This is a genomic window from Borrelia duttonii Ly, from assembly GCF_000019685.1.
Classification (GTDB): domain Bacteria; phylum Spirochaetota; class Spirochaetia; order Borreliales; family Borreliaceae; genus Borrelia; species Borrelia duttonii.
The window spans coordinates 472,524-493,623 of sequence record NC_011229.1 but is presented as its reverse complement, the minus strand read 5'-3'; the positions used below and the strand labels follow the sequence as shown (position 1 = coordinate 493,623).

The window sequence follows — 21,100 nt, the reverse complement described above, 5'->3', positions numbered from 1 at the left end:
AAAATACAACGGAGAGGGTGAGATTCGAACTCACGGTAGGCTACACCTACGACGGTTTTCAAGACCGTAGCATTAAACCACTCTGCCACCTCTCCTAGAGATTATTATATTCATAAAGTAAAGAAATCTTCATAAAGACAAGCTTTAATAAAAATCTCTACGGAGAGAATGGGATTCGAACCCATGGTCCCCTTTTTAAAAGGACAACTTCTTAGCAGGAAGCCCCATTCGACCACTCTGGCATCTCTCCTTAATCCACATTAATACATAGTATATTAGAGCCATTGCAATTGTCAACAAAAGAAACTTATTAAGTTTAATAATTGATCTTAAAATCTTTATAAGCCTCAATTAAATCCTTAATCTCCTTAATTGTAACACTCAAGTGCACTTGAGTAAATTCATCTGATAAAATTTCTTTAGTAATCTCAAACTCACTATTACTAGCTCTAAGTTCAATATGTTCATCTTTAACTTTCCAAATATATGGACAAATTCTAGTATAATAATCAAATACAAAGACAGGCTCTCTTAAATCTAAAGAATTGTCAACAAAAAACAAATATTCCAATATCCACTTACCCTTTAAAATCAGGGCACATTCATCCAATAACTCTTCAATGAAAATATCTTCTCTAGATTCAAGTAAGTTTAAAAATCTAGAATAAGTATCAATATTCATTACACAAAGTTTTTTTATGTAAAAATAAGCATCTTCAAGTTCACGATTTCTTAAAAAAAATAAAAATGCATAGAAATAAACCAATTCCATATCAGGATAATCTAACAACATTCTATCAATAGCTTTTTTAGAATCAAAATTTAAAAGTTTTATTGTCGCAATATGCATATTATATATAGTATAAACATTAGGAAAACTTAAAATAGATTTTACATAAGACTTGGTAGCCTGTGTCATATTACCTATTTTATGCAAAATAGTTGCTCTATTATGCCAAATATATTTTGAATAATTCGAATCTGTTAAAAACTTCTCAGAAAGCTTAATTGCACCATCAATCTCTCCCATAAAATATAAATAATACATTAAATAATTTATAATAAGAGAAAGATTAACATTTAAAAAACTACCATCTAGTTTAAATGGACGAACACTCTTGAATGCACAAGTATTATTTAAAAACCAAGTATTCAATTTAATAAGGGCATTGTCTTTATCTATACCTGTAGCTTTAACAAGCATCTCTAAAGCATCATCTCTATTACCTAACATTTCAAACAAAACAGCAGCATTATTAAAAGCTTGAATTAAATTAGGATATTGCTTAATAGATGTTAAAAAACAATTTAAAGATTTCTCATAATTTTTAAGGCCAAAATAAAAAACACCAAGATTATAATTTTGAAAATAACTTAAATTAGCTTCATCGCTTTTAAACTCACCATCATACAAAAGCTTAATTAAAAAACTATATTCACTTAAAACGGGGTAAGTATCCAATACATATAAAAGTGCTTTATAATCCTTTAACCTAAAATAAAGTAAAGATTTAAGAGACAAAGAATCAAAACTATCATCAAAAACATCCAAATTCAAAAGTGCATTCTTAAAATCACCCTTTTTATAAAGCTCCAAAGCTTTTTCAAAATTAATACTATTCATATTGCTTAAAAAACTCCATAGGTCTAACAGAAATTTCTTTTGAAAAAGACTCTTCATTCACACTTTTATCTAGATTATAAGAAGCAACACTAATATAATAAAGCCTCCCATTTTCAAGTCCTGTAATTTTAAAAGAAGTTTGATTACCAACATCAATTGGAGATTTTAAAATATTTCCTGCATTGCCATGATAATTTCCAGGACTAACACCAATATAAATATAATAGCCACCAATATTACTGCTAATTACAGGAAACCATTCAATCAATATTTCACTCGATCCTGGCACAGCTTTTGTAATTAAAGGGGGAAAAGGTGCAGATTCAGGTATATAAGTCACAACCATGCTATAAAGAGATGGACTTTCTATAGGATTGCCACTTGGATAAAATTCAACCTTAAATTGAATATATTTTGATATATCAAATTTGGGTAATCCATTCTTAGAATCAAAATGAATCCAATCTCCTGTTAAATTCCTTTTTATCTCTCCATTTTTATCTATTTCATAAAAAACCTTATTATCTAACCTATAATAATAAAAAATATCTGTATCTTTTGGCTTTAAACTATCAAATTCAATAGACAAAATTTGAGAATAATCTTTAGATAATTCAATTGGTTTTGTAATGATATATCCTTTATCTCTTGAGAAGAAAGCACTACGTACTTCCTCAAAACTTTTATAAATTTCAAAATTTTCAATAGCTCCTGTAAAATACTGCCCCAATGCAAAATCAATAAAATTACCAATATTTAATAAATATCCAGAACCTTCTCTTTTATCAAAAGTAACATATTCTATAGCTTGAGGTTTGGAATCTATCAAATATTCCAACAACCCATCTTTTTGCCTATATCTAACTGTATGCAAATGCCACTCTTTAGGAACAAAATCATCATCACTCTTAAGCTTAATTTTAACAGGATCACCATTATCATTTAAAAACACATTATTAAAATTCCAAACAAAAGTGCCACCCTCACTTTCTAATCGAATTGCTTGATCTACCCAAACACCTTTAATATTTTTATATCCATTCCAACTTACAATAACTTCTCCAGTAACAGAAGTAGAACGATATACCCAAAACTGAATAGTAAAATCAGCAATCACATTACCTGAATAAAAAAAAGCCTTCCTTGTTAATGGTTTAAGTTTAACAGTATTGCGACTTGAATAAAAAATTAAAGAATTTCCTGAAATATTGTGAAAAGAATTTGAAATTTTTGCATTATTTGAATCAACAAAATAATTTAAAGCAGCATCTTTTAATAAATTATCCTTTTCTATCTCCAATCGAAAATCAATATTGTTATAATCCAAAATGCCCTTATACCTATCCAAATAAATTCCAAGAATACCTCTATTGTCTCTTGCAAAATTAACATTATGAGCTTCCTGAATAAACTTAAATCCATCCTTATAATCAAGAATCAACTTAAGCTCTTGAGAAAAAGCACTAAAGACATACAAGCAAAATAGAGAAAATATAAAAATCAATCTCATTACAGACCTTTATCAATAAAAAAATCAAAAATACATAATGTTTAAATATGATATAATATTATATCACAAAAACAATAATGATTATTTAAAAGCAATAATAGACAATAAAAATGAGAAAACACTTAAACGATTTATATAAACAAATAGAAAAATTTCCAAAAACAAGTGGTTGCTATAAAATGTACTCGAAAGACAACAAAATATTATATATTGGAAAAGCTAAAAATTTAAGGTCAAGGGTAAAAAACTATTTTTCAAAACGAACTAGCCATAAAACCAAGATATTAATGAATAACGTAACAAATATAGAAATAATTACTACAAACAGCGAATATGAAGCGCTACTATTAGAGTGTAACTTAATCAAAAAATACAAACCAACTTATAATATCAAATTAAAAGATGATAAAGGATATCCTATGATAAGAATAACTTGTGAAAAATATCCAAGAATTTTTAAAACTAGAAAGATAATAAATGATGGAAGTGAATATTTTGGACCATATGTTAATGTTAAAAATTTAGATTTAGTATTAGATCTTATTAACAAAACATTTAAAACAAAAAAATGCAAAAAAAAATCAAAAAATCCTTGTCTTTATTTCCATATGGGTCAGTGTCTAGGAGTATGTTATAGAGAAGATCTTGAAGACGAATATAGAAAAGAAATAGAGCAAATCAAACATATTTTAAATGGAAACATATCGAAACTTTTAAATGACATTGAAATCAAAATGAAAGAAGTCATTATGAAGGAAAATTTTGAAGCAGCAATAAAACTAAAAGAAACTAAAAAATCATTAATTGAAATAAGTCAAACTCAAATAATTACAAAGATAGATAAACTTAGTGAAGACTATCTATACATTCACAAAACTAATAGCTTAAATACAATAGTAATACTTAAATACAAAGACGGTAAATTAACAGAAAAAGACATTCATTTTGATGAAAGCATATATGAAGAGGATGAACTAATAGAAAAATTTATAACACAATATTATACATCTCCAAACATGATAGTACCAGATAAAATACACATTTTTAAAAAAATTGACACTTCAAACATTACAAAATTAATAAATGAACTTAAAAATATAAAAACTGAAATCATATATAAAGAAACTCAAGATAACATTAAAATAATTGAAATGGCAACTTCTAATGCAAAACTTGCATTAATAACATATAATCATGAAAAAAATAAGGCTATTGAAAATCTAAAAACCATTCTTGAAATGAAAAAATTACCAAAAACAATTGAAGGCTTTGATATTGCTCATATAAATGGATATAAAACAGTAGCATCACTTGTTACGTTTAAAATGGGAAAACCTTTTAAAGACGGATATAGGGTTTATAAAATTAACTCACTAAGTAATGGAGAGATTGATGATTGTAAGGCAATAAAAGAAGTCATATCAAGAAGATATTCAAAATTAATCAATGAACAATTAAAATTGCCGGATTTAATACTAATTGACGGTGGCAAAGGTCAGCTTAACGCTGCTTATTCCATTTTAAAAGGACTAAGGATTGAAGAGAAAATAGCCATTTGTGCATTGGCAAAAAAGGAAGAAATAATATTTTTACCAAATAAAAATCAAGGCATAAAATTACAAAAAAGAAACTCTGCTCTTCAAGTATTACAAAATGTTCGAGATGAAGCTCACAGAAGGGCAAATAATTTTAACAACAAACTACACAACAATATCAAATTAAATTACACCAAAATAAAAGGCATTGGAGAACAAAAAGCAAAAAAGATCTTAAAAGTTCTTGGAACATATAAAGACATATTACTTCTAAATGAAGATGAAATAGCCACAAAAATGAAAATTAATATTACAATGGCAAATAAAATCAAAAAATTTGCAGAAGAACAAAATTTAAACAATAAACAAAACAATCATATCTAACTATTAAAAATCACACTTAAATTTTAAAGAAAAATTCTCCAAAATAGTATCATCTTGATTTAACAAGATTACTACCATAAAATATGACAAATTTAAATGCATATTTTTGCCATAAACCCTCGCATACAAATCAAACTTATGTAATATTTTAAAAATAAATTTAATATCCAAGACTGAATAATTACAAAGCCCTATTTTATAAGTTTTCTCTAGTGAAAAAAATATCTTATGCTTTTTCAAAATAGATGAAATGTTATTTGTATTTTCACAATCTATTTTAATTTTTAAAAATTTTTTAAACTGCCATCCAAGGCTCATAATAATACCAACAAGCTCTTCCCCCTGTTCCAAAATGGCCTTCACTTTAACTAAAGCACGTTCCATATCTTTCTTTAAGATTGACTCAAATAAAGAAAAAACATTCTCAAGACGCACAAAACTAAGCCAAGCAGTGACATCATCCTCATCAATAGTTTTATCTTTAATCACAAGAGCAAAAGAATTTATATAAGATTGTAAAATCTTAGTATCTGCATCTAACATAAAAAGCATCAAATTTATTGCTTTATCTGTAATTTTAATTCCAAGTTGAAAAAAACTTTTCTTTACAAATGAAAACTTGTCACTATCAGACAATTCATAAAAAATTTTTTTAATTACATTTACAGAAACTTTAGGTTCAAAACTGATTGAATTCTCATCAGAAATAAAAATAATAATCTTATTTAAAGGTTTCAAAAGTGTATTATAAATTAATTCTAAATCTTTTTTATTTTTTAAATTTTCAATCTCATAAATAATAAAAACTTCTCTTTTGGCAAAAAAAGAATTACTCAAAAATCGTTCAGAAAGTTCTATTGATGATAATTCTGACATAAAAAGCTTAGTAATATGTATATCATCAGCATTCAACTTGCTAAAAATATCATTTAAATAAGCTTCCTTTAACCCTTGTTCTTTTCCTAATAATAGATAAAATTCTTGCATTCAAAGATATTATAATCTAAAAAAATAAATATACCCCTATGTTATACTTTAATTATTAGGACAAAATATGAAAATAGCAATATTTACAGATACATATCTTCCAGATAAAAATGGAGTAGCAACATGTATCAAACAAATTAAAGAAGGATTTGAACAAAAAGGTCATACCGTTTATATCTTTTGCCCACAATATCATAAATCAGACTTAAGTAAAAAAAATATTTACAGATGCTTTTCAATTAAATTGAATCGCACAGTAGATGCTAAAATATCATTCCCAAATAAAGCAAAAATAAAAAAAATAATAGCTGAATATCAACCTGACATAATTCATACACATTCAGAATTCACTATGGGAAACATAGGGAAAAAATTAGCATTAGAATATAATATACCAATTGTCCACACAAACCATACAATGTGGAATTACTATTTACATTACTTAGGAGCTATAAAATATTTCATTAATCCAGACAAAATGATGAAAAAATTTTATAATCAAATTCATCATTTTATTTATCCATCAATTAAAGCACATGATAAATATTTTCATCTTGCCAAAGATGCTGATTATAAACTAATTCCAAATGGAATAGATAGAAAACTATTCATCAAAGAGTTAACTCAAGAAAAAAAACAAGAAATTCTGAGTAAATATGACATAAAAAAAAATGATAAAATCATAATCTTCGTTGGAAGAATTAATAAAGAAAAAAATATATACGAATTAATACAAAATTTAAAAAAACTTCTCATTGAAAACAAACACTGTAAACTTATTCTCATAGGAAAAGGAAAAGAAGAGAGAAATGTAAAACAATTTAGAAAAAAATATGGACTTAAAAATCAAATAATACTTGTTGGAACAATTCCATGGGAAGAAATGTACTATTATTACAAGATATCAGATGTATTTGCAAGTTTATCCAAAAGTGAAGTATATCCAATGACAATTATTGAGGCCTTAACTGCTGGAATACCAGCAATACTTAGTAATGACATTATATACAAAAACGTAATTCATCAAGGAAAAAATGGATTTTTAATAGATAATGATGAAGACATGTACAAATACATGAAAGAAATCATAGAAAACGATGAAAAATTACAAACTTTAAAAAAATATACAGAAGAAACATCCATCATACACTCAAGCACATCCTTTGTAGAAAGGATTGAAGAATATTATGTTCAAATTATTCAAAATCACAAAAATCTTAGCAAAGTTTACTAAGATTCACAACATGAATGGGAAATTCTACTCCCATATCAATTAAAACATCTTTAATCTTTTCTCCCATAAAATATTGAAAATCCCAAAAAAACTCAGTTCGAATAAAACATCTAATTTCTACAATTATGTAATAAGGTGTATATTCTGTTACAATCAGACTGGGTTGACTAACATTATATGTTTCCCTATTAAAAGAAAAAGCCAAATTTTCCATTTCAGTTTTAAGCAAATTAAAATCTATGCTATAAGGTACTTGAAAACTAAATACAATTCTTCTCTCAGGATTTGCGGTAAAATTAACAACTAATGTACTTGTAAATTTGCTATTTGGAATCTTAATAATCTCACCATCCACAGTTTTGAGTGTAGTAAAAAATATTTGAATATCCGTTACTTCCCCCTCAGCATCATCACAATTAACATAATCACCTATTTTAAAAAAATTAGAATTTAATATAACAAATCCACTAACAAAATTAGATAACATACCCTGAGCAGCAAAACCAACTGCAAGACCCAGAGATCCAAACACAGCAAAAATAGAGGCTGTAGAAACTCCAAGATAAGGCAAAATCATTAAAATTAATACTAAATTAATTACAACTTTAAAAAACGATTTAAAAAAATTAAGAACAGTAGAATCTAATTTTGTTTCCAATTTAGATCTCTCATAAGCCTTTAAAAAAATAGTTCCCAATCTCTTAACAATAAATCTTAAAATACACCATGCAAATAAAGCAACAACAATTCTCAATCCATAATCTATTATCATTTGAAAAATTTCATGAACATAATCCGGCAAAATAAATACCCTTTTCAATACATTTGATATTTTTAGTTGTTTATCCATAAGCAAATGTAGTATAGTACAAAAATAACAAAAAAATAAGACCCTTATTACCAATTAAAAAATAAAAAATTAACAAACAAAATACCTATACCAATAGGTATCACACAATCATCATGATAAAATATAATTTAATAAGCCATTATGATAAAATGTAATTTAATAAACCCTAAACATCATTTAGTTTGGAACATAAAAATTAATGAACGAAAAAAAAGAAACATCATATGAATTATTAAAGCTATTTTATCTTGTATTTAAAATAACAACAATTACAATTGGTGGAGGATTACTCATAATATCTGAACTTAAAAAAGCAATTGTAAATAAAAGAAAATTAATATCTGAACAAGAATTTAAAGAAATATTAACAACATCAAGTATAATCCCTGGAGTAACAGCTATCAATTTTGCCTTTTTAATTGGGAAAAAAATTAAAGGGTTTAAAGGTGCATTTGTATTAACTATTGCGGGAATACTACCATCCATATTCGTAATTACAATAATAGCTCTTTATATAAATTTAAATTCAAATAACATTTATTTTCAAAAATTTATTGAAGGTGCAAAAATATCATCAACAATAGTAATGTCAATGATCATTATTGAATTTTCAAAAAAAATGTTAAATCGATCAATAATAAAATGGGGAACATGTGTATTGATAACATATGTACTTTATAAATTTCATATAGACCTATCATACATACTACTAATATTTTTACTCATATGCTCTATAACATACACAATGAAAAAAAAATTTTTTAAAAGCAAGGTATAAATTTGATTTTACTAAATTTATTCATCACATTTTTTAAAATAGGAATTTTAAATTTTGGGGGAGGAAACGGCATTACTGCCACAATTCATAAAGAAATCATTGAACGTAAAGAATGGATAACGCAAGAAGAGTTTATTAATATCATTACAATATCTAGAATTACTCCTGGCCCCATAGCCACCAATATAGCAACATATGTAGGAGCAAAGATAGCCGGCATTACAGGCGCAATAATTGCAACAATGGCATTAATTAGCGCACCAATATTAATTATTATCTTTATAATATCAACAATACATAAAATAAACTTTTTAAAATATTATCTTGAACAGCTAAAGCCCGTAATTATAGCACTATGGATAATAACTATTATAATCTTATTTGAAAACATATTTTTCAAAATAGATTATAATAATATAAAACTTTCAAAAAGTTTTGCACTTGCAGGATTAAACTTACTTATTTTATTATTCTACAAAAATGTTTCCCCTGCAATATTAATTATATCTAGTGGAGTACTATATATTTTTATGTAAAGATGCTAAAACAAAACTTAAAATTAACACACAAATTACAATTAACACAAATTAACACAATTAAAATGTTAAGTCTTGATAAGCAAGAATTAATACAAATTATATCAGACGAACTTGACAATAATGAATATATTAAAGTGGATTCAAATAAAATCTTTTTTGAATCACTAAAAACCTATAAGTTTAAAAAATTTTTTTATAAAGAAAATGAAAATAACAAAACACAATATGAAATTGCACTGGCTAAAACATCACCTAAAATTTCACTTAAAGAACATCTTTTATTACAACTTAGAATCCAAAGACTTAATGAAGAAGAAATTAATATAGGAGAAATCATAATAAACAATCTAAATCGAAAAGGACTATACATAATCAATCCTTATGATTTCTTTAATAAAGAAGAGTGGCCACAGGTCACTAAAATGATCAAATTGATTCAACAATTTGATCCAATAGGAATTTGCGTACCCAATATCATAGAATCATTAATATTACAAGCAAAATACCATAACTTAGATACAAATATAATTAAAATTCTTCAAAAAGCAGATTTACTTACAAATACTAAAGAAAAATTACAAAAAGAATTAAACATTAGCACACAAGATTTAAATGACGCCATTAACACAATGAAACTTAAACTTAATCCCAATCCAACATTTGAATTTAAAGACAAAGATGATACTAATGACTATATTGAACCAGATATTATTGTTATCAATAAAGGCAATAAACTCAAAATCAAAATTAAAGAAGTCAGTATTTTTAAAACAGAAATTAATAAACAAGAAGTTAAAGACTTGTGCAAATACAAACAAGCAAAATGGCTCATTGAAGCTTTAAGATATAGAGATGAAACACTAGCTAAAATAGGAATAGCAATATACACATTACAAAAAGAATTCTTAAAAAGAGGATTTAAGAGATTAAGACCAATGAACTTAGATGATATATCTACAAGAATCAATCTATCAAAATCAACTATATCAAGAGCAATAAAAAATAAATATTTAAAATTTGACTGGGGCACAATAGCAATTAGAAAATTATTTAATTCAATAGGTGGTGCTAAAACAAATGAATTTTCCAAATTAAGCATTAAAATAATAATAAAAGGAATACTAGCACAGAATAAAAATATGGTAGATAGTCAAATTTCTGATATACTAAAATCTAAAGGAATCACTATTTCAAGAAGAACTGTAAACAAATATAGGAATGAATTAAAATGTGAAGGAGAAATTTATGGAACCTAAAATACAAGCCATCAATTATCATTTAAATGATGATATGAAAGATTTTATTTTAAAAAAACTAGATAAAATTGGAACACACATTAAACAACATGCAGAAAGTCTTAAAATCACAATAAAAAAAGAAAATGATATTTTTGATATAGATGCTCACCTCCACTTTAACTGGGGCAAAATAATACATATTACAGAAGAAGGAAAGGAATTACATGCCTTAACAGAAAGATTAATAGAAAGATTACAAAACACAGCAAATAAAGAAAAAAGTAAAAAAGATACAATAAAATAAACAAGTAAAATTAAATGCAAACAACAATTGAAATAACAAACAAAGAGGGACTACATGCAAGACCATCAAGTATGATTTCAGAACTTGCAAACAAATATTCCTGTTGCAATATAAAACTAATTACAGAGGATGGAAGAGAAGCTGATGCAAAATCTACAGTTGAAATTATGATACTTGGCATTTTATATAAAGAAAAAATAACAATTGTTGCAAATGGTAAAGACGAAATTGAAATAATTGATGAGCTAAAAAAATTAATACAATCAAACTTTAAAAAAGAGATTCAAAAATGAGAAAGAAACTTTTATATACAATATTGTTTAACATAAATCCTATTCTTTCATTTGGAATGGTAGACTATATGAAAGACACGGGACATAACATTGATGCCAAAATCTCTTCTTTTATAATGAGTCTAGCAATCATTGTAATATCAGCAAGTCTTCTTGGCAATTTGGTAAATAGATTTGGAATTCCAAAAGTAATAGGACAAATAACAGCAGGAATACTTTTAAGTCCAACATGTCTTGGTAAAATTAAAGTACCTTTATTATTTCCATTAGGAATCATTAATAGCGGAGAAAATTATCTAATAAATGAAGACATATTTGCAATATCAACAATAGCTTCAATAATACTACTATTTATGGCAGGTCTTGAGACAGATCTAAAATTATTTCTTAAGTTTTTACCACGTGGAGGATTAATAGGTATAACAGAAGTAATTGGTACTTTTACAAGTTTTGCACTAATATCCACCATTTTATTTGATGTACAATTAATAAATCCCACATCTCTTTTTATAGGAATTATTGCAACACCTTCTTCTGCAGGCATTGCTGCAAGCATACTCTCAGCAAAGAAAAAAATGAGTACATCAGAAGGAGTTACAATAATATCAACATCAATAATTGATGATGTCCTCTCAATGATTATGCTCACAAGTGTAATTACAATATCGAGATCTCTATCTGATCTTGACATTACAATTTCAATTAGATCTACAATTCAAAACATATTAATTTGGTTTTGTTTAACATTCATACTGATCTTACTATCAAAACCAATTTCACAATTACTAAAAAGCTTTAATAGTGTAACCTTAGCAACTGTAATAACTCTTACATTTACCTTTATTATTTCAAGTATTTTTCAAAATTTAGGAATGTCATTTGTAATTGGAGCTTACATATTTGGGCTTGCAATGTCAAAAACAGATATTGTATATGTAATTCAGGATAAATTAACACTATTTGAAAGATTTTTTATACCAATATTCTTCACATCAATAGGAATGATGGCCGATATTAACGTAATATTATCAAAAGAAGTTTTAATAATTGGCACTTTGCTTAGTTTGATAGCAATAGCAACAAAAGTAGTATATTGCTTTATCCCATCATACTTTTTAGGATTTAACAAACTAGGTGCACTAAGAATAGCTTTTGGAATGGTTCCAAGAGGTGAAATATCACTAATTATTGCAAATGTAGCTCTCTCTTCCGAATTTATAAGCCAAAAAATATTTGGAATAATAATAATTATAGTTTTTCTTCCAACAATTATCGCAACACCAATAATAAATATCTTATTTCAAATAAATAAAAATGGATTAAAGAAAGAAATGAAAATAGAACAAAATACTCAAATTACAATAGCACTGAAATATGATAATCTAACAAAAATATTTGTATGGGACTTAAAAAACGAGTTAAGAAACGAAGGATTTTTTACACAACAAATAAAAAATGATTTCTCACAATACATAAATGCAAGACGAAATGATATATCACTTTCAATTAAAAGAGAAGGAAGCAAAATCACATTTGAATGTCCAAAAAAACATTTAATAATCATACAAGATCTACTAAGAGAAACTATTTTAAATTTAGAAAAAATCACAGAAGAAGTAAAAATAGTTTCTGTAAAAGCACAAAAATTAAATTACTCAATAAACTACGATAAAATACGCAGTAATATTGCTTTAGATAAAAGAATAAAAAAAGAAAATATAATATTAAATTTAAAAGCAACAAATAAAATTGAAGTACTAAGAGAATTACTTAGTATAATAAAAGTTGACATTGACAAAGAAACAATATTACAAGACCTCATGGAGAGAGAAAAACTTATAACCACAGCTCTCAAAGAAGGATTTGCAATACCTCACTTAAAAACTAATTTAATAAAAAAAATGCACATTGCAATCGGAATCAGCCACGATGGAATTGACTTTAATGCTATTGATAAAAATTTAAGTTATATCTTTATATTAATATTATACCCAGCAAAAGAACATGTTAATTATCCACGCATTTTATCATCTATTGTAGGTAAAGTAGATTCTAATAAAAAAGCAATGCTTAAAGCTAAAACTGACAAAGAAATTTATAACATATTAATAGGATAGGTTATGTTTAAAATCATTAAATGCAATCAAATAAATAATAAACTTATAAATAAAAAGATAGAAATAAATGGATGGGTAAAAAAAATAAGAAATCATGGAAAAGTCACATTCATCAATATTAGAGACAGATATGATGAAGCACAAATACTTGTAAGTGATGAGAAACTTTTAAAAATAACATCTCAAATAAAAATGGAATACTGCATTAAAATTCAAGGAAAATTAAATTTAAGACCCTTAGAACTTGTAAACAGAGAAATGAAAACCGGAGAACTTGAAATAATTGCAGAAAATATAGATATAATTTCAAAATGCAATGAATTACCCTTTATGATTGAAAACAATAATAATGCCAGTGATAACTCCAAACTTGAATATAGGTATTTAGATTTAAGACGAGAAGAACAAAAACAAAAAATAATATTAAGAAGTAAAGTAATACATATCATTAGAAATCATCTAACAAAACAAGATTTCTTAGAATTAGAAACACCGACATTTGTTAAGTCAACTCCAGAAGGTGCCAGAGATTTTCTTGTTCCATCAAGAATACATAAGGGTCATTTTTATGCACTACCACAATCACCACAAATTTATAAACAACTTGCAATGATAGCCGGACTTGATAAATATTTTCAAATAGCTAGATGCTACAGAGATGAAGATTCAAGAGGCGATAGACAACCAGAATTCACACAACTTGACCTTGAAATGAGTTTTATAAAAAAAGAAAATATATTTAAACTAATAGAAAATCTTATTTTTACTATTTTTAAAAACTCATTAAATATCACATTACCAAAAAAATTCAAAAAAATTACCTACAAAGATGCAATGAATATATATGGAAGTGACAAACCAGATACTAGATATGAATTATTAATACAAGACATGAGTAAAGCTTTAAAGCAATCTCCATTTGACGTCTTTAAAGACACATTACAAAACAAAGGAACAATAAAAGCACTTATTATAAAAAATCAAGCACATAATTTCTCAAGAAGTAAGATCAATTCATTAGAAGAACATGCCAAACTTTATAAAGCACGTACTCTTTACTTTACAAAAATAGAAAATAATGAATTTACAGGTGGCATTGCAAAATTTATAAATCCAATTAAAAAAACTCTAATTGAAACTTATTCACTTAAAAATAATGACTTAATATTTTTTATAGCAGACCTGTGGGAAACCGCTTGTAAAGCCATAGGGCAAATTAGAATTAAAATTGCAACCGAACTTAATCTTATCAACAAAAATATATTTGAGTTCCTATGGATTTATGATTTTCCTTTATTTGAATATGATGAGGATACACAAAGTTATAAAGCAGCTCATCATATGTTTTCAATGCCGCAAGCAAAATATATAAATACTCTAGAGAGTAATCCAAGTGAAGTCTTAGGAGAAGTTTATGATCTTGTATTAAATGGAACAGAACTTGGTTCAGGCTCAATCAGAGTACATACCAAAGAACTGCAACAAAGAATTTTTAATATAGTAGGATTTAACGATAAAATAGCTGAAGAAAGATTTGGTTTTTTTCTAAAAGCATTAGAATATGGGGCTCCCATTCATGGAGGAATAGCAATTGGAATTGACAGGCTTTTAATGTTAATGACAAATTCAAATTCAATAAAAGATGTAATACTTTTTCCAAAAAATTCATTTGCTGCAAGCCCACTTGATAAATCTCCTTCTAAAATTTCAAATGAACAGCTCAAAGAACTAAATTTAACAATTGAAAATAATAAAAATTAAGGATGCAAAAGCATCCTTAATTAAGGGAGCAGAAAATTTATTCAATTACAATTTTTTTCTCCTTAGATTTTTCAATAACTTCTGAGTTTTTTGGAAGTTTAATAAGCAAAACACCATTTTTTAATTTCGATTTGATCTTATTTTGTTCAATATTTCCCGATAATCTAAAACTCCTTGAAAAAGAAATATCTCTTCTCTCTACCCTTAAATAATTATCATCCCTCTCTTCTCTCTCATCTTTATTTTCATAACTGATTGTCAAATAATCATTTTTAATTGAAATTGATATATCTTCCTTCTTTATTCCTGGAAGATAAGCCTCAAGAACAAATGAATCACCCTCATCCTTAATATTAACTGGAACATCTTGAATACCTCTAGAATTAACAAAATCAAAGTCATCATTCAAAAAATCCAAAAAATTTTTCTTATAATTTGTTAACCACATATAAATCTCCTTTTTTATCAATTTATAAAAAACCTATGCAAAAAACGTACCAAAGATCTAACTTAGATATTAAATAAATACCAAAACAAAAAAACAAAAAACACAAATATGATTATATATGATGATACGAGATGGAACACTATATATAATAAGAAGTTAATTTATGTATAATAAATACACAAAAATAAAAAGTCGCCTACAAAGGCGACAAAACTTAAATTTTTCAATAATTCTTACTTGTCTTAATTTCTATTAATTTCTATTAATATTATTAAGATTCTTGCAAGCAATTTTTACACGTTCCTTTATACTAATCTCAGATTCTCTAAGCCATACTCTTGGATCATAAAATTTTTTATTTGGAACATCAGCATCCTTCCCATCACCAAGCTGTCCTTGAAGTCTATTTTCATTCTTTTTGTAATAATTTAATACACCTTCCCAAGCAGCCCATTGAGTATCTGTGTCAATATTCATCTTAACAATACCATAAGAGAGTGCTTCATGAATTTCTTCTAATGTTGATCCAGAACCTCCATGAAACACATAAGACACAGGCTTTGGATTAGTTGAATTAATCTTTGATATCACATAATTCTGCCCATCTCGTAATACTTTAGGAGTAAGTTGAACATTACCAGGCTTATAAACACCATGAACATTTCCAAAAGCCGCTGCAATTTGGAAATTAGGGCTAATCTTAATAAGTTCAGAATAACCATAATAAATATCTTCAGGGGTTGAAAATAACTCATGATGTGCTCTTTCTGAATTATCAACACCATCTTCTTCACCACCAGTAATTCCAAGTTCAATTTCTAAAAACATCTCTATCTTAGACATTCTCTCTAAAAATTTCTTAGACATTTCAATATTTTCTTTAATTGGCTCTTCAGATAAATCTAACATATGTGAAGAAAACAAAGGTCTATTATGCTCTTTATAATATTTCTCTCCATATTCCAAAAGTCCCTCAACCCAAGGAATTAAATTTTTTGCACAATGATCTGTATGTAAAACAACAGGTATCCCATAATGCTCTGCCAACAAATGAACATGCATAGCACCAGAAATAGCTCCAAATATAGAAGTCCCTTGAGACTTTTCAACTTTTAATCCCTTACCAGCAACAAAAGAAGAACCACTATTTGAAAACTGTATCATAATAGGAGAATTAATTTCTTTAGCTGCTTCTAAGACAGCATTAATTGAATTAGTCCCTACACAATTAATTGCAGGAATTGCAAATCCTTCACTTTTACATATCTCATATAAAGTATGTAGATCCTTGCCATAAACCACTCCGGGTTTAATTTTATTTAAAACACTCACCTATAAACCTCCTTACTAAAACTAAATATATATTTCCATTATATCTGTAAAAATTCAAAATTAACTCTACATTTAAAAAACAAAATTATAAAAATCAAATAAAGACAAACAATGTCATAAAAACAAAGCAAAAATAAATTACTTAGATATCTTCGATTTATACCAAATTGCAAATTTTCGAATCCCGTCCTTAATAGAAGTTAAAGCTTCATAAGCAAAATCATTTTTAAGTTTTGAAATATCACAACAACTCTCTACAACATCTGCTTTTTGCATAGGCAAAAAATTTTTACAAGCTTTATTCTCAAGATTTATTTCAAGCTCATTAATAAATTCCATAAGCTTAACAGCCTGTCCAGTACCCACATTATATATTCTATATGGAGCAAATGAACTTGAAGAATTGGGATTTTGCGTATCAAAATTACTATCACTCCTAGCCGGTTTTTTGAGTACATTACAAACACCATTTACAACATCATCAACATATGTAAAATCTCTAGCCATATCTCCATTATTAAAGACATTAATTGTAGATTGTCTCATAATACCATCTGCAAATAAATACAATGCCATATCAGGTCTCCCATAAGGTCCATAAACTGTAAAAAATCTTAATCCTGTTGTTGGAATATTAAAAGATGAACTGTAAGCATGAGCTATTACTTCATTAGACTTTTTGCTAGCCGCATACAAATTTAAAGGATGATCTGTAATGCTATCTTCACTTGATGGCATTTTTTCATTCAAGCCATAAACTGCAGAAGTAGATGCATAAACAAAATGTTCAATAGAATCTTTATATATCCTACATGCATCTAAAATATTAAAAAATCCAACAATATTAATAGCAATATAACTATCTGGATTTTCAATGCTATCTCTAATACCTGCCTGAGCTGCTAAGTGACAAATATGAGTAAATTTATAATTATTAAAAAGAGACAAAACTTGCTCTTTATTCAAAATATCAAGATTAACAAAACTTAAATTATTATATTTATGACTATTCACAACCTTTTTATTATCTATATTTTCACTATTAAATCCTAAAATTTCCAATCTCTCATATTTCAAACTAGGATCATAATAATTATTTAAAATGTCTATGCCTAAAACTTCATGTCCATCATCAGCAAGTTTCTTAGCAACATGAAAACCAATAAACCCTGCAATTCCTGTTAATAATACTCTCATACATACCTCAAAAATTATAAACTCCCGACTTTACACAACCAAGAGAATAAAATTTCCTATTTTTTAGAATTAGCATCCTTTTTATGATAAGTTCGAAAATTATTATTATATTTACTATTTCTAACATAAGAAATTCTAACCCTTTTCAAGTTTCCATCTCCCTCACTTTCCGTTTTAATATCACTATAACGATTTAAGGTAGTATGAATAATCCTTCTCTCAAAAGGATTCATTGTTGGTAACAAAATAGAACGTCTACTCCTTTTTACCTTATGTAGAGAATTTATTGCTAAATTAATAAACCTTGATTTAAATCTCTCCCTATAATCTTCAATATCTAATATTACTCTATTAAAATTACCAGTATCTCCAATAAGTCTAGATATATAAATATTTGCTAAAAGTTGCAAAGCATCTAAATTTCGACCTTCTCTTCCAATCAAAATATTTGGACTGTCTGTTTCAATAACAATCTTAACATAATTACCCTCTCTAGATTCAACCTTTAAATTAACAGAATAACCCATTTTATTGATGATTTCCTTAACAAAATCCAATACTTGATTATAAATATCCTCATCAAACTGAATGTCAGACTTTACTTCTTCCTCTTTAGCATGGGGAGACACTTTTATCCTAATCATCTCTTTTTTAAATAAAAATCCAACCTTCTCTTTATCTAAAATCTCCACATCAAATTCACCTTCTCTTAAATCAAGATCTCTCATAGCTTTTTTAATTGCTTCTTGTTCTGTCTTTCCATAAAATTCATAACTCATTTGTTCCTCCTTTCAGATAAATTCATCTTTATATAGTATTGTTGTAAAATGGTAAAAATATTGGTTGTAATCCAATATATTAAAAGTCCTGATGGCATATCATATAATATGAAAAAAAACATAATAGGCATACCAAAATATAAAAACTTTTGTTGTGCTCCAAGACTTTTAAAACTAACATTAGAACTCACTATCGTAGATAATAATTGAGTAATCATCATAATAAAAGGCAAAATCCTAATATCAGTCCATGCAAAAACTTTATATCCAAAATAATATATGCTATCACCAATTGACAAATCATCAATCCAACCAGGAATAAAACTAGCTCCTCTTAACACAAAGAAATTATTCACAAGACCATAAAGAGCAAAAAATACAGGTAGTTGTAAAAGAATAGGAAAACATCCTCCAATAGGATTAACACCTTCCTCTCTATAAAGTTTACTCATCTCTTCATTTAATCTCTTAGGATCACTTTTAAACTTCACTTGTATTTCTTTCATTTTTGGCTGTAATTTAGAAAGCTCTGCTGTAGCCCTAAAACTTTTAAAAGTCAAAGGAAATATCAGTATCCTTACAACAATTGTCAAAAACATTATTGAAAGACCCCAATTGGGAATAACATTATAAAAAATTTGCATTATCAATTGCATAGGAACTTGAAGAAAATACAATAAACTTTTCTCTACAGACATTCCAAATTCAACATTAGATAAACCAAAACTATTTAGTTCTCTCTGATTAAAAATATCTAAATATTTATTGTCTCTAGGCCCAGCATAGATATAAAAAACATCACTAACATTTTTGTTATCCAATTTGTTTAAAATAAAAGCATTTAAAACCTTATTTTCATGCTTAAATTCAACCTTCATATTCTCTTTTGAAACCAAAACTTCAAAATATTTAGTTCCAGCACCAACCCATTTAGGATTTGCAATATTTAAACCATCCTTACCATATCTCAGCTTAGTGTCATAATAAATAGCATGGGATAAATAATTATTATATTGCAACTTACCCTTAGCACTTAATTCTTCAATACCAGAATTTAATACAAATTTATAAAAATCAATACCAATATCATCATTAACATCAATGTTATTTAAAAAAATTTCAAGCTTAATTAAATATTCATTGCTTTTAGAAAATGTATATCTTTTTATATATTCATAATATTTACCATTAACTTCAACATTGGTCTTAAAATCATGTACATGACTATCTATTTGCTCATATAAAAACAGACTTTTGCTTAATTTATCTAAGGTAATATAAAAAAGACTTTGATTTTGTGGATGCATCTTAACTATTTCTGTTGGCTTCTTATCTAAATTCAAATGATTCTTAAGTTTTAGAGAAATCAAATTTCCACCAAATGTTGCAAAAGTAGCATGATATATATCTGTATCAACATTAATATCTTCAGAATTATCACTTAAATTAAAAGTAAAATCTTCATCGATTAAAGAATTATCAATATCAAAATCCTTATTTAAATCAAATTTAATCTCCTCATTCATAAAAGAAGAAGCTTTTCGAGAAAAAAGAAAATCATCAAGAAGCATAAAAATACCTATAAAAAATAAAGATAAATAAACAGCTCGTAAAATTCTTTTATTTGGGCTCACACTTTCCTCTTTATAACATAAACAATCATATTTTTTAGTATTGTCTTAACTTCATGGTAATTGATATTTGCTTTTTGAGGATAAACTACGAAAATAAAATCAGCACACCCATCCTTTAACAAAGTAAAATATTCTCTAAAGCATTCTTTAAAAACCCTTCGAACACGATTTCTCTTAACAGCACCTTTAAAGACCCTAGGAAAAGTAATAAGTATTCTAGAGATTGCTAAACTTGTAAATCTATAAAATATATTAATCCCTTCTATCTTAACAAATTGACCTTTTTTAAAAAGTTCTTGTATTTCTAATCTGGATTTTATATTAATATTTCTTTTTTTCATCAGAAACAGTTAATTTTGATCTTCCCTTAGCTCTTCTTCTAGCAAGAATAAGTCTTCCACTTTTAGTTTTCATTCTAGCTCTAAATCCAAATTTTCTGTTTCTCTTAACCCGACTCGGCTGATAAGTTCGTTTCAATCAAGTCCTCCAACTAAAAACATTCTACACTCATAAGATATAACTTAAACAATACAATGTTATATTATACAATTATAAT

The 21,100-nt window shown here is 26.6% G+C and carries 20 protein-coding genes and 2 tRNA genes; 9 read left to right on the top strand and 13 right to left on the bottom strand.

Features of this window, described 5'->3' with window-relative positions:
- Window positions 1-9 precede the first annotated feature (9 nt).
- The 4 genes from BDU_RS02280 to BDU_RS02265 all read right to left on the bottom strand — a co-directional run bounded on the left by BDU_RS02280 (window position 10) and on the right by BDU_RS02265 (window position 3,134).
- A tRNA-Ser gene (locus BDU_RS02280) sits at window positions 10-95 on the bottom strand.
- 65 nt (window positions 96-160) lie between these two features.
- A tRNA-Ser gene (locus BDU_RS02275) sits at window positions 161-250 on the bottom strand.
- Between the two features lie 66 nt (window positions 251-316).
- The gene (locus tag BDU_RS02270) at window positions 317-1,624 is read right to left on the bottom strand and encodes a tetratricopeptide repeat protein (protein ID WP_041177714.1); all 1,308 of its coding nucleotides are present in this window, start codon (window positions 1,622-1,624) and stop codon (window positions 317-319) included.
- Window positions 1,617-3,134 (bottom strand): LamG-like jellyroll fold domain-containing protein, encoded by a 1,518-nt coding sequence (locus BDU_RS02265; RefSeq protein WP_012538212.1) that lies wholly within the window; start codon window positions 3,132-3,134, stop codon window positions 1,617-1,619. The genes BDU_RS02270 and BDU_RS02265 overlap by 8 nt, the downstream gene beginning before the upstream one ends.
- Window positions 3,135-3,244: 110 nt before the next feature.
- Between BDU_RS02265 and uvrC the strand changes: the two genes are divergently transcribed.
- Window positions 3,245-5,053 (top strand): excinuclease ABC subunit UvrC, encoded by a 1,809-nt coding sequence (gene uvrC / locus BDU_RS02260; protein WP_012538211.1) that lies wholly within the window; start codon window positions 3,245-3,247, stop codon window positions 5,051-5,053.
- Window positions 5,054-5,056: 3 nt separating this feature from the next.
- On the opposite strand, the gene holA is transcribed toward uvrC, so the two are convergent.
- Window positions 5,057-6,040: a DNA polymerase III subunit delta gene (holA, locus tag BDU_RS02255; protein ID WP_012538210.1), complete on the bottom strand. Its 984-nt coding sequence runs from the start codon at window positions 6,038-6,040 to the stop codon at window positions 5,057-5,059.
- Between the two features lie 67 nt (window positions 6,041-6,107).
- Between holA and BDU_RS02250 the strand changes: the two genes are divergently transcribed.
- Complete coding sequence (locus tag BDU_RS02250) at window positions 6,108-7,274, top strand: glycosyltransferase (RefSeq protein ID WP_012538209.1); 1,167 nt, start codon at window positions 6,108-6,110, stop codon at window positions 7,272-7,274.
- Here the strand turns inward: BDU_RS02250 and BDU_RS02245 are convergent.
- A complete protein-coding gene (locus BDU_RS02245; protein WP_041177782.1) occupies window positions 7,258-8,124 on the bottom strand; it encodes a mechanosensitive ion channel family protein in 867 nt (288 codons plus the stop codon). The two genes, BDU_RS02250 and BDU_RS02245, sit on opposite strands and share 17 nt — an antisense overlap.
- Before the next feature lie 199 nt (window positions 8,125-8,323).
- Here BDU_RS02245 and BDU_RS02240 point away from each other — a divergent pair, with 199 nt between their 5' ends.
- The 7 genes from BDU_RS02240 to aspS are packed head-to-tail and all read left to right on the top strand — an operon-like array spanning window position 8,324 to window position 15,154.
- The gene (locus BDU_RS02240; protein WP_012538207.1) at window positions 8,324-8,902 is read left to right on the top strand and encodes a chromate transporter; all 579 of its coding nucleotides are present in this window, start codon (window positions 8,324-8,326) and stop codon (window positions 8,900-8,902) included.
- 2 nt (window positions 8,903-8,904) lie between these two features.
- Window positions 8,905-9,438, top strand: coding sequence for a chromate transporter (locus BDU_RS02235; RefSeq protein WP_012538206.1), 534 nt, complete (start codon window positions 8,905-8,907; stop codon window positions 9,436-9,438).
- Between the two features lie 2 nt (window positions 9,439-9,440).
- Complete coding sequence (gene rpoN / locus BDU_RS02230; RefSeq protein WP_012538205.1) at window positions 9,441-10,697, top strand: RNA polymerase factor sigma-54; 1,257 nt, start codon at window positions 9,441-9,443, stop codon at window positions 10,695-10,697.
- Complete coding sequence (locus BDU_RS02225; protein ID WP_014696303.1) at window positions 10,687-10,983, top strand: HPF/RaiA family ribosome-associated protein; 297 nt, start codon at window positions 10,687-10,689, stop codon at window positions 10,981-10,983. Before rpoN ends, BDU_RS02225 begins: the two co-directional genes overlap by 11 nt.
- Window positions 10,984-10,997: 14 nt before the next feature.
- Window positions 10,998-11,276 (top strand): HPr family phosphocarrier protein, encoded by a 279-nt coding sequence (locus BDU_RS02220; protein ID WP_012538203.1) that lies wholly within the window; start codon window positions 10,998-11,000, stop codon window positions 11,274-11,276.
- 56 nt (window positions 11,277-11,332) lie between these two features.
- Window positions 11,333-13,393 (top strand): cation:proton antiporter domain-containing protein, encoded by a 2,061-nt coding sequence (locus tag BDU_RS02215; RefSeq protein WP_376984132.1) that lies wholly within the window; start codon window positions 11,333-11,335, stop codon window positions 13,391-13,393.
- A gap of 3 nt (window positions 13,394-13,396) precedes the next feature.
- Window positions 13,397-15,154 (top strand): aspartate--tRNA ligase, encoded by a 1,758-nt coding sequence (gene aspS, locus BDU_RS02210; protein ID WP_012538201.1) that lies wholly within the window; start codon window positions 13,397-13,399, stop codon window positions 15,152-15,154.
- A 37-nt stretch (window positions 15,155-15,191) separates the two neighbouring features.
- Here aspS and BDU_RS02205 read toward each other — a convergent pair whose 3' ends face one another.
- The 7 genes from BDU_RS02205 to rpmH all read right to left on the bottom strand — a co-directional run bounded on the left by BDU_RS02205 (window position 15,192) and on the right by rpmH (window position 21,021).
- Window positions 15,192-15,602, bottom strand: a complete 411-nt coding sequence (locus BDU_RS02205; RefSeq protein ID WP_193333506.1) for an Hsp20/alpha crystallin family protein — start codon at window positions 15,600-15,602, stop codon at window positions 15,192-15,194.
- A gap of 252 nt (window positions 15,603-15,854) precedes the next feature.
- Window positions 15,855-16,934 (bottom strand): class II fructose-bisphosphate aldolase, encoded by a 1,080-nt coding sequence (fbaA, locus tag BDU_RS02200; RefSeq protein ID WP_012538199.1) that lies wholly within the window; start codon window positions 16,932-16,934, stop codon window positions 15,855-15,857.
- Window positions 16,935-17,072: 138 nt separating this feature from the next.
- A complete protein-coding gene (locus BDU_RS02195) occupies window positions 17,073-18,131 on the bottom strand; it encodes a GDP-mannose 4,6-dehydratase (RefSeq protein WP_012538198.1) in 1,059 nt (352 codons plus the stop codon).
- 56 nt (window positions 18,132-18,187) lie between these two features.
- Window positions 18,188-18,910: an RNA-binding cell elongation regulator Jag/EloR gene (jag, locus tag BDU_RS02190; RefSeq protein ID WP_012538197.1), complete on the bottom strand. Its 723-nt coding sequence runs from the start codon at window positions 18,908-18,910 to the stop codon at window positions 18,188-18,190.
- The gene (gene yidC / locus BDU_RS02185) at window positions 18,907-20,544 is read right to left on the bottom strand and encodes a membrane protein insertase YidC (protein WP_012538196.1); all 1,638 of its coding nucleotides are present in this window, start codon (window positions 20,542-20,544) and stop codon (window positions 18,907-18,909) included. Before yidC ends, jag begins: the two co-directional genes overlap by 4 nt.
- Complete coding sequence (rnpA, locus tag BDU_RS02180) at window positions 20,541-20,885, bottom strand: ribonuclease P protein component (protein ID WP_012538195.1); 345 nt, start codon at window positions 20,883-20,885, stop codon at window positions 20,541-20,543. Before rnpA ends, yidC begins: the two co-directional genes overlap by 4 nt.
- Entirely contained in the window at window positions 20,866-21,021 is a 156-nt protein-coding gene (gene rpmH / locus BDU_RS02175) for a 50S ribosomal protein L34 (protein WP_012538194.1), read from the bottom strand. Before rpmH ends, rnpA begins: the two co-directional genes overlap by 20 nt.
- Window positions 21,022-21,100 lie beyond the last annotated feature (79 nt).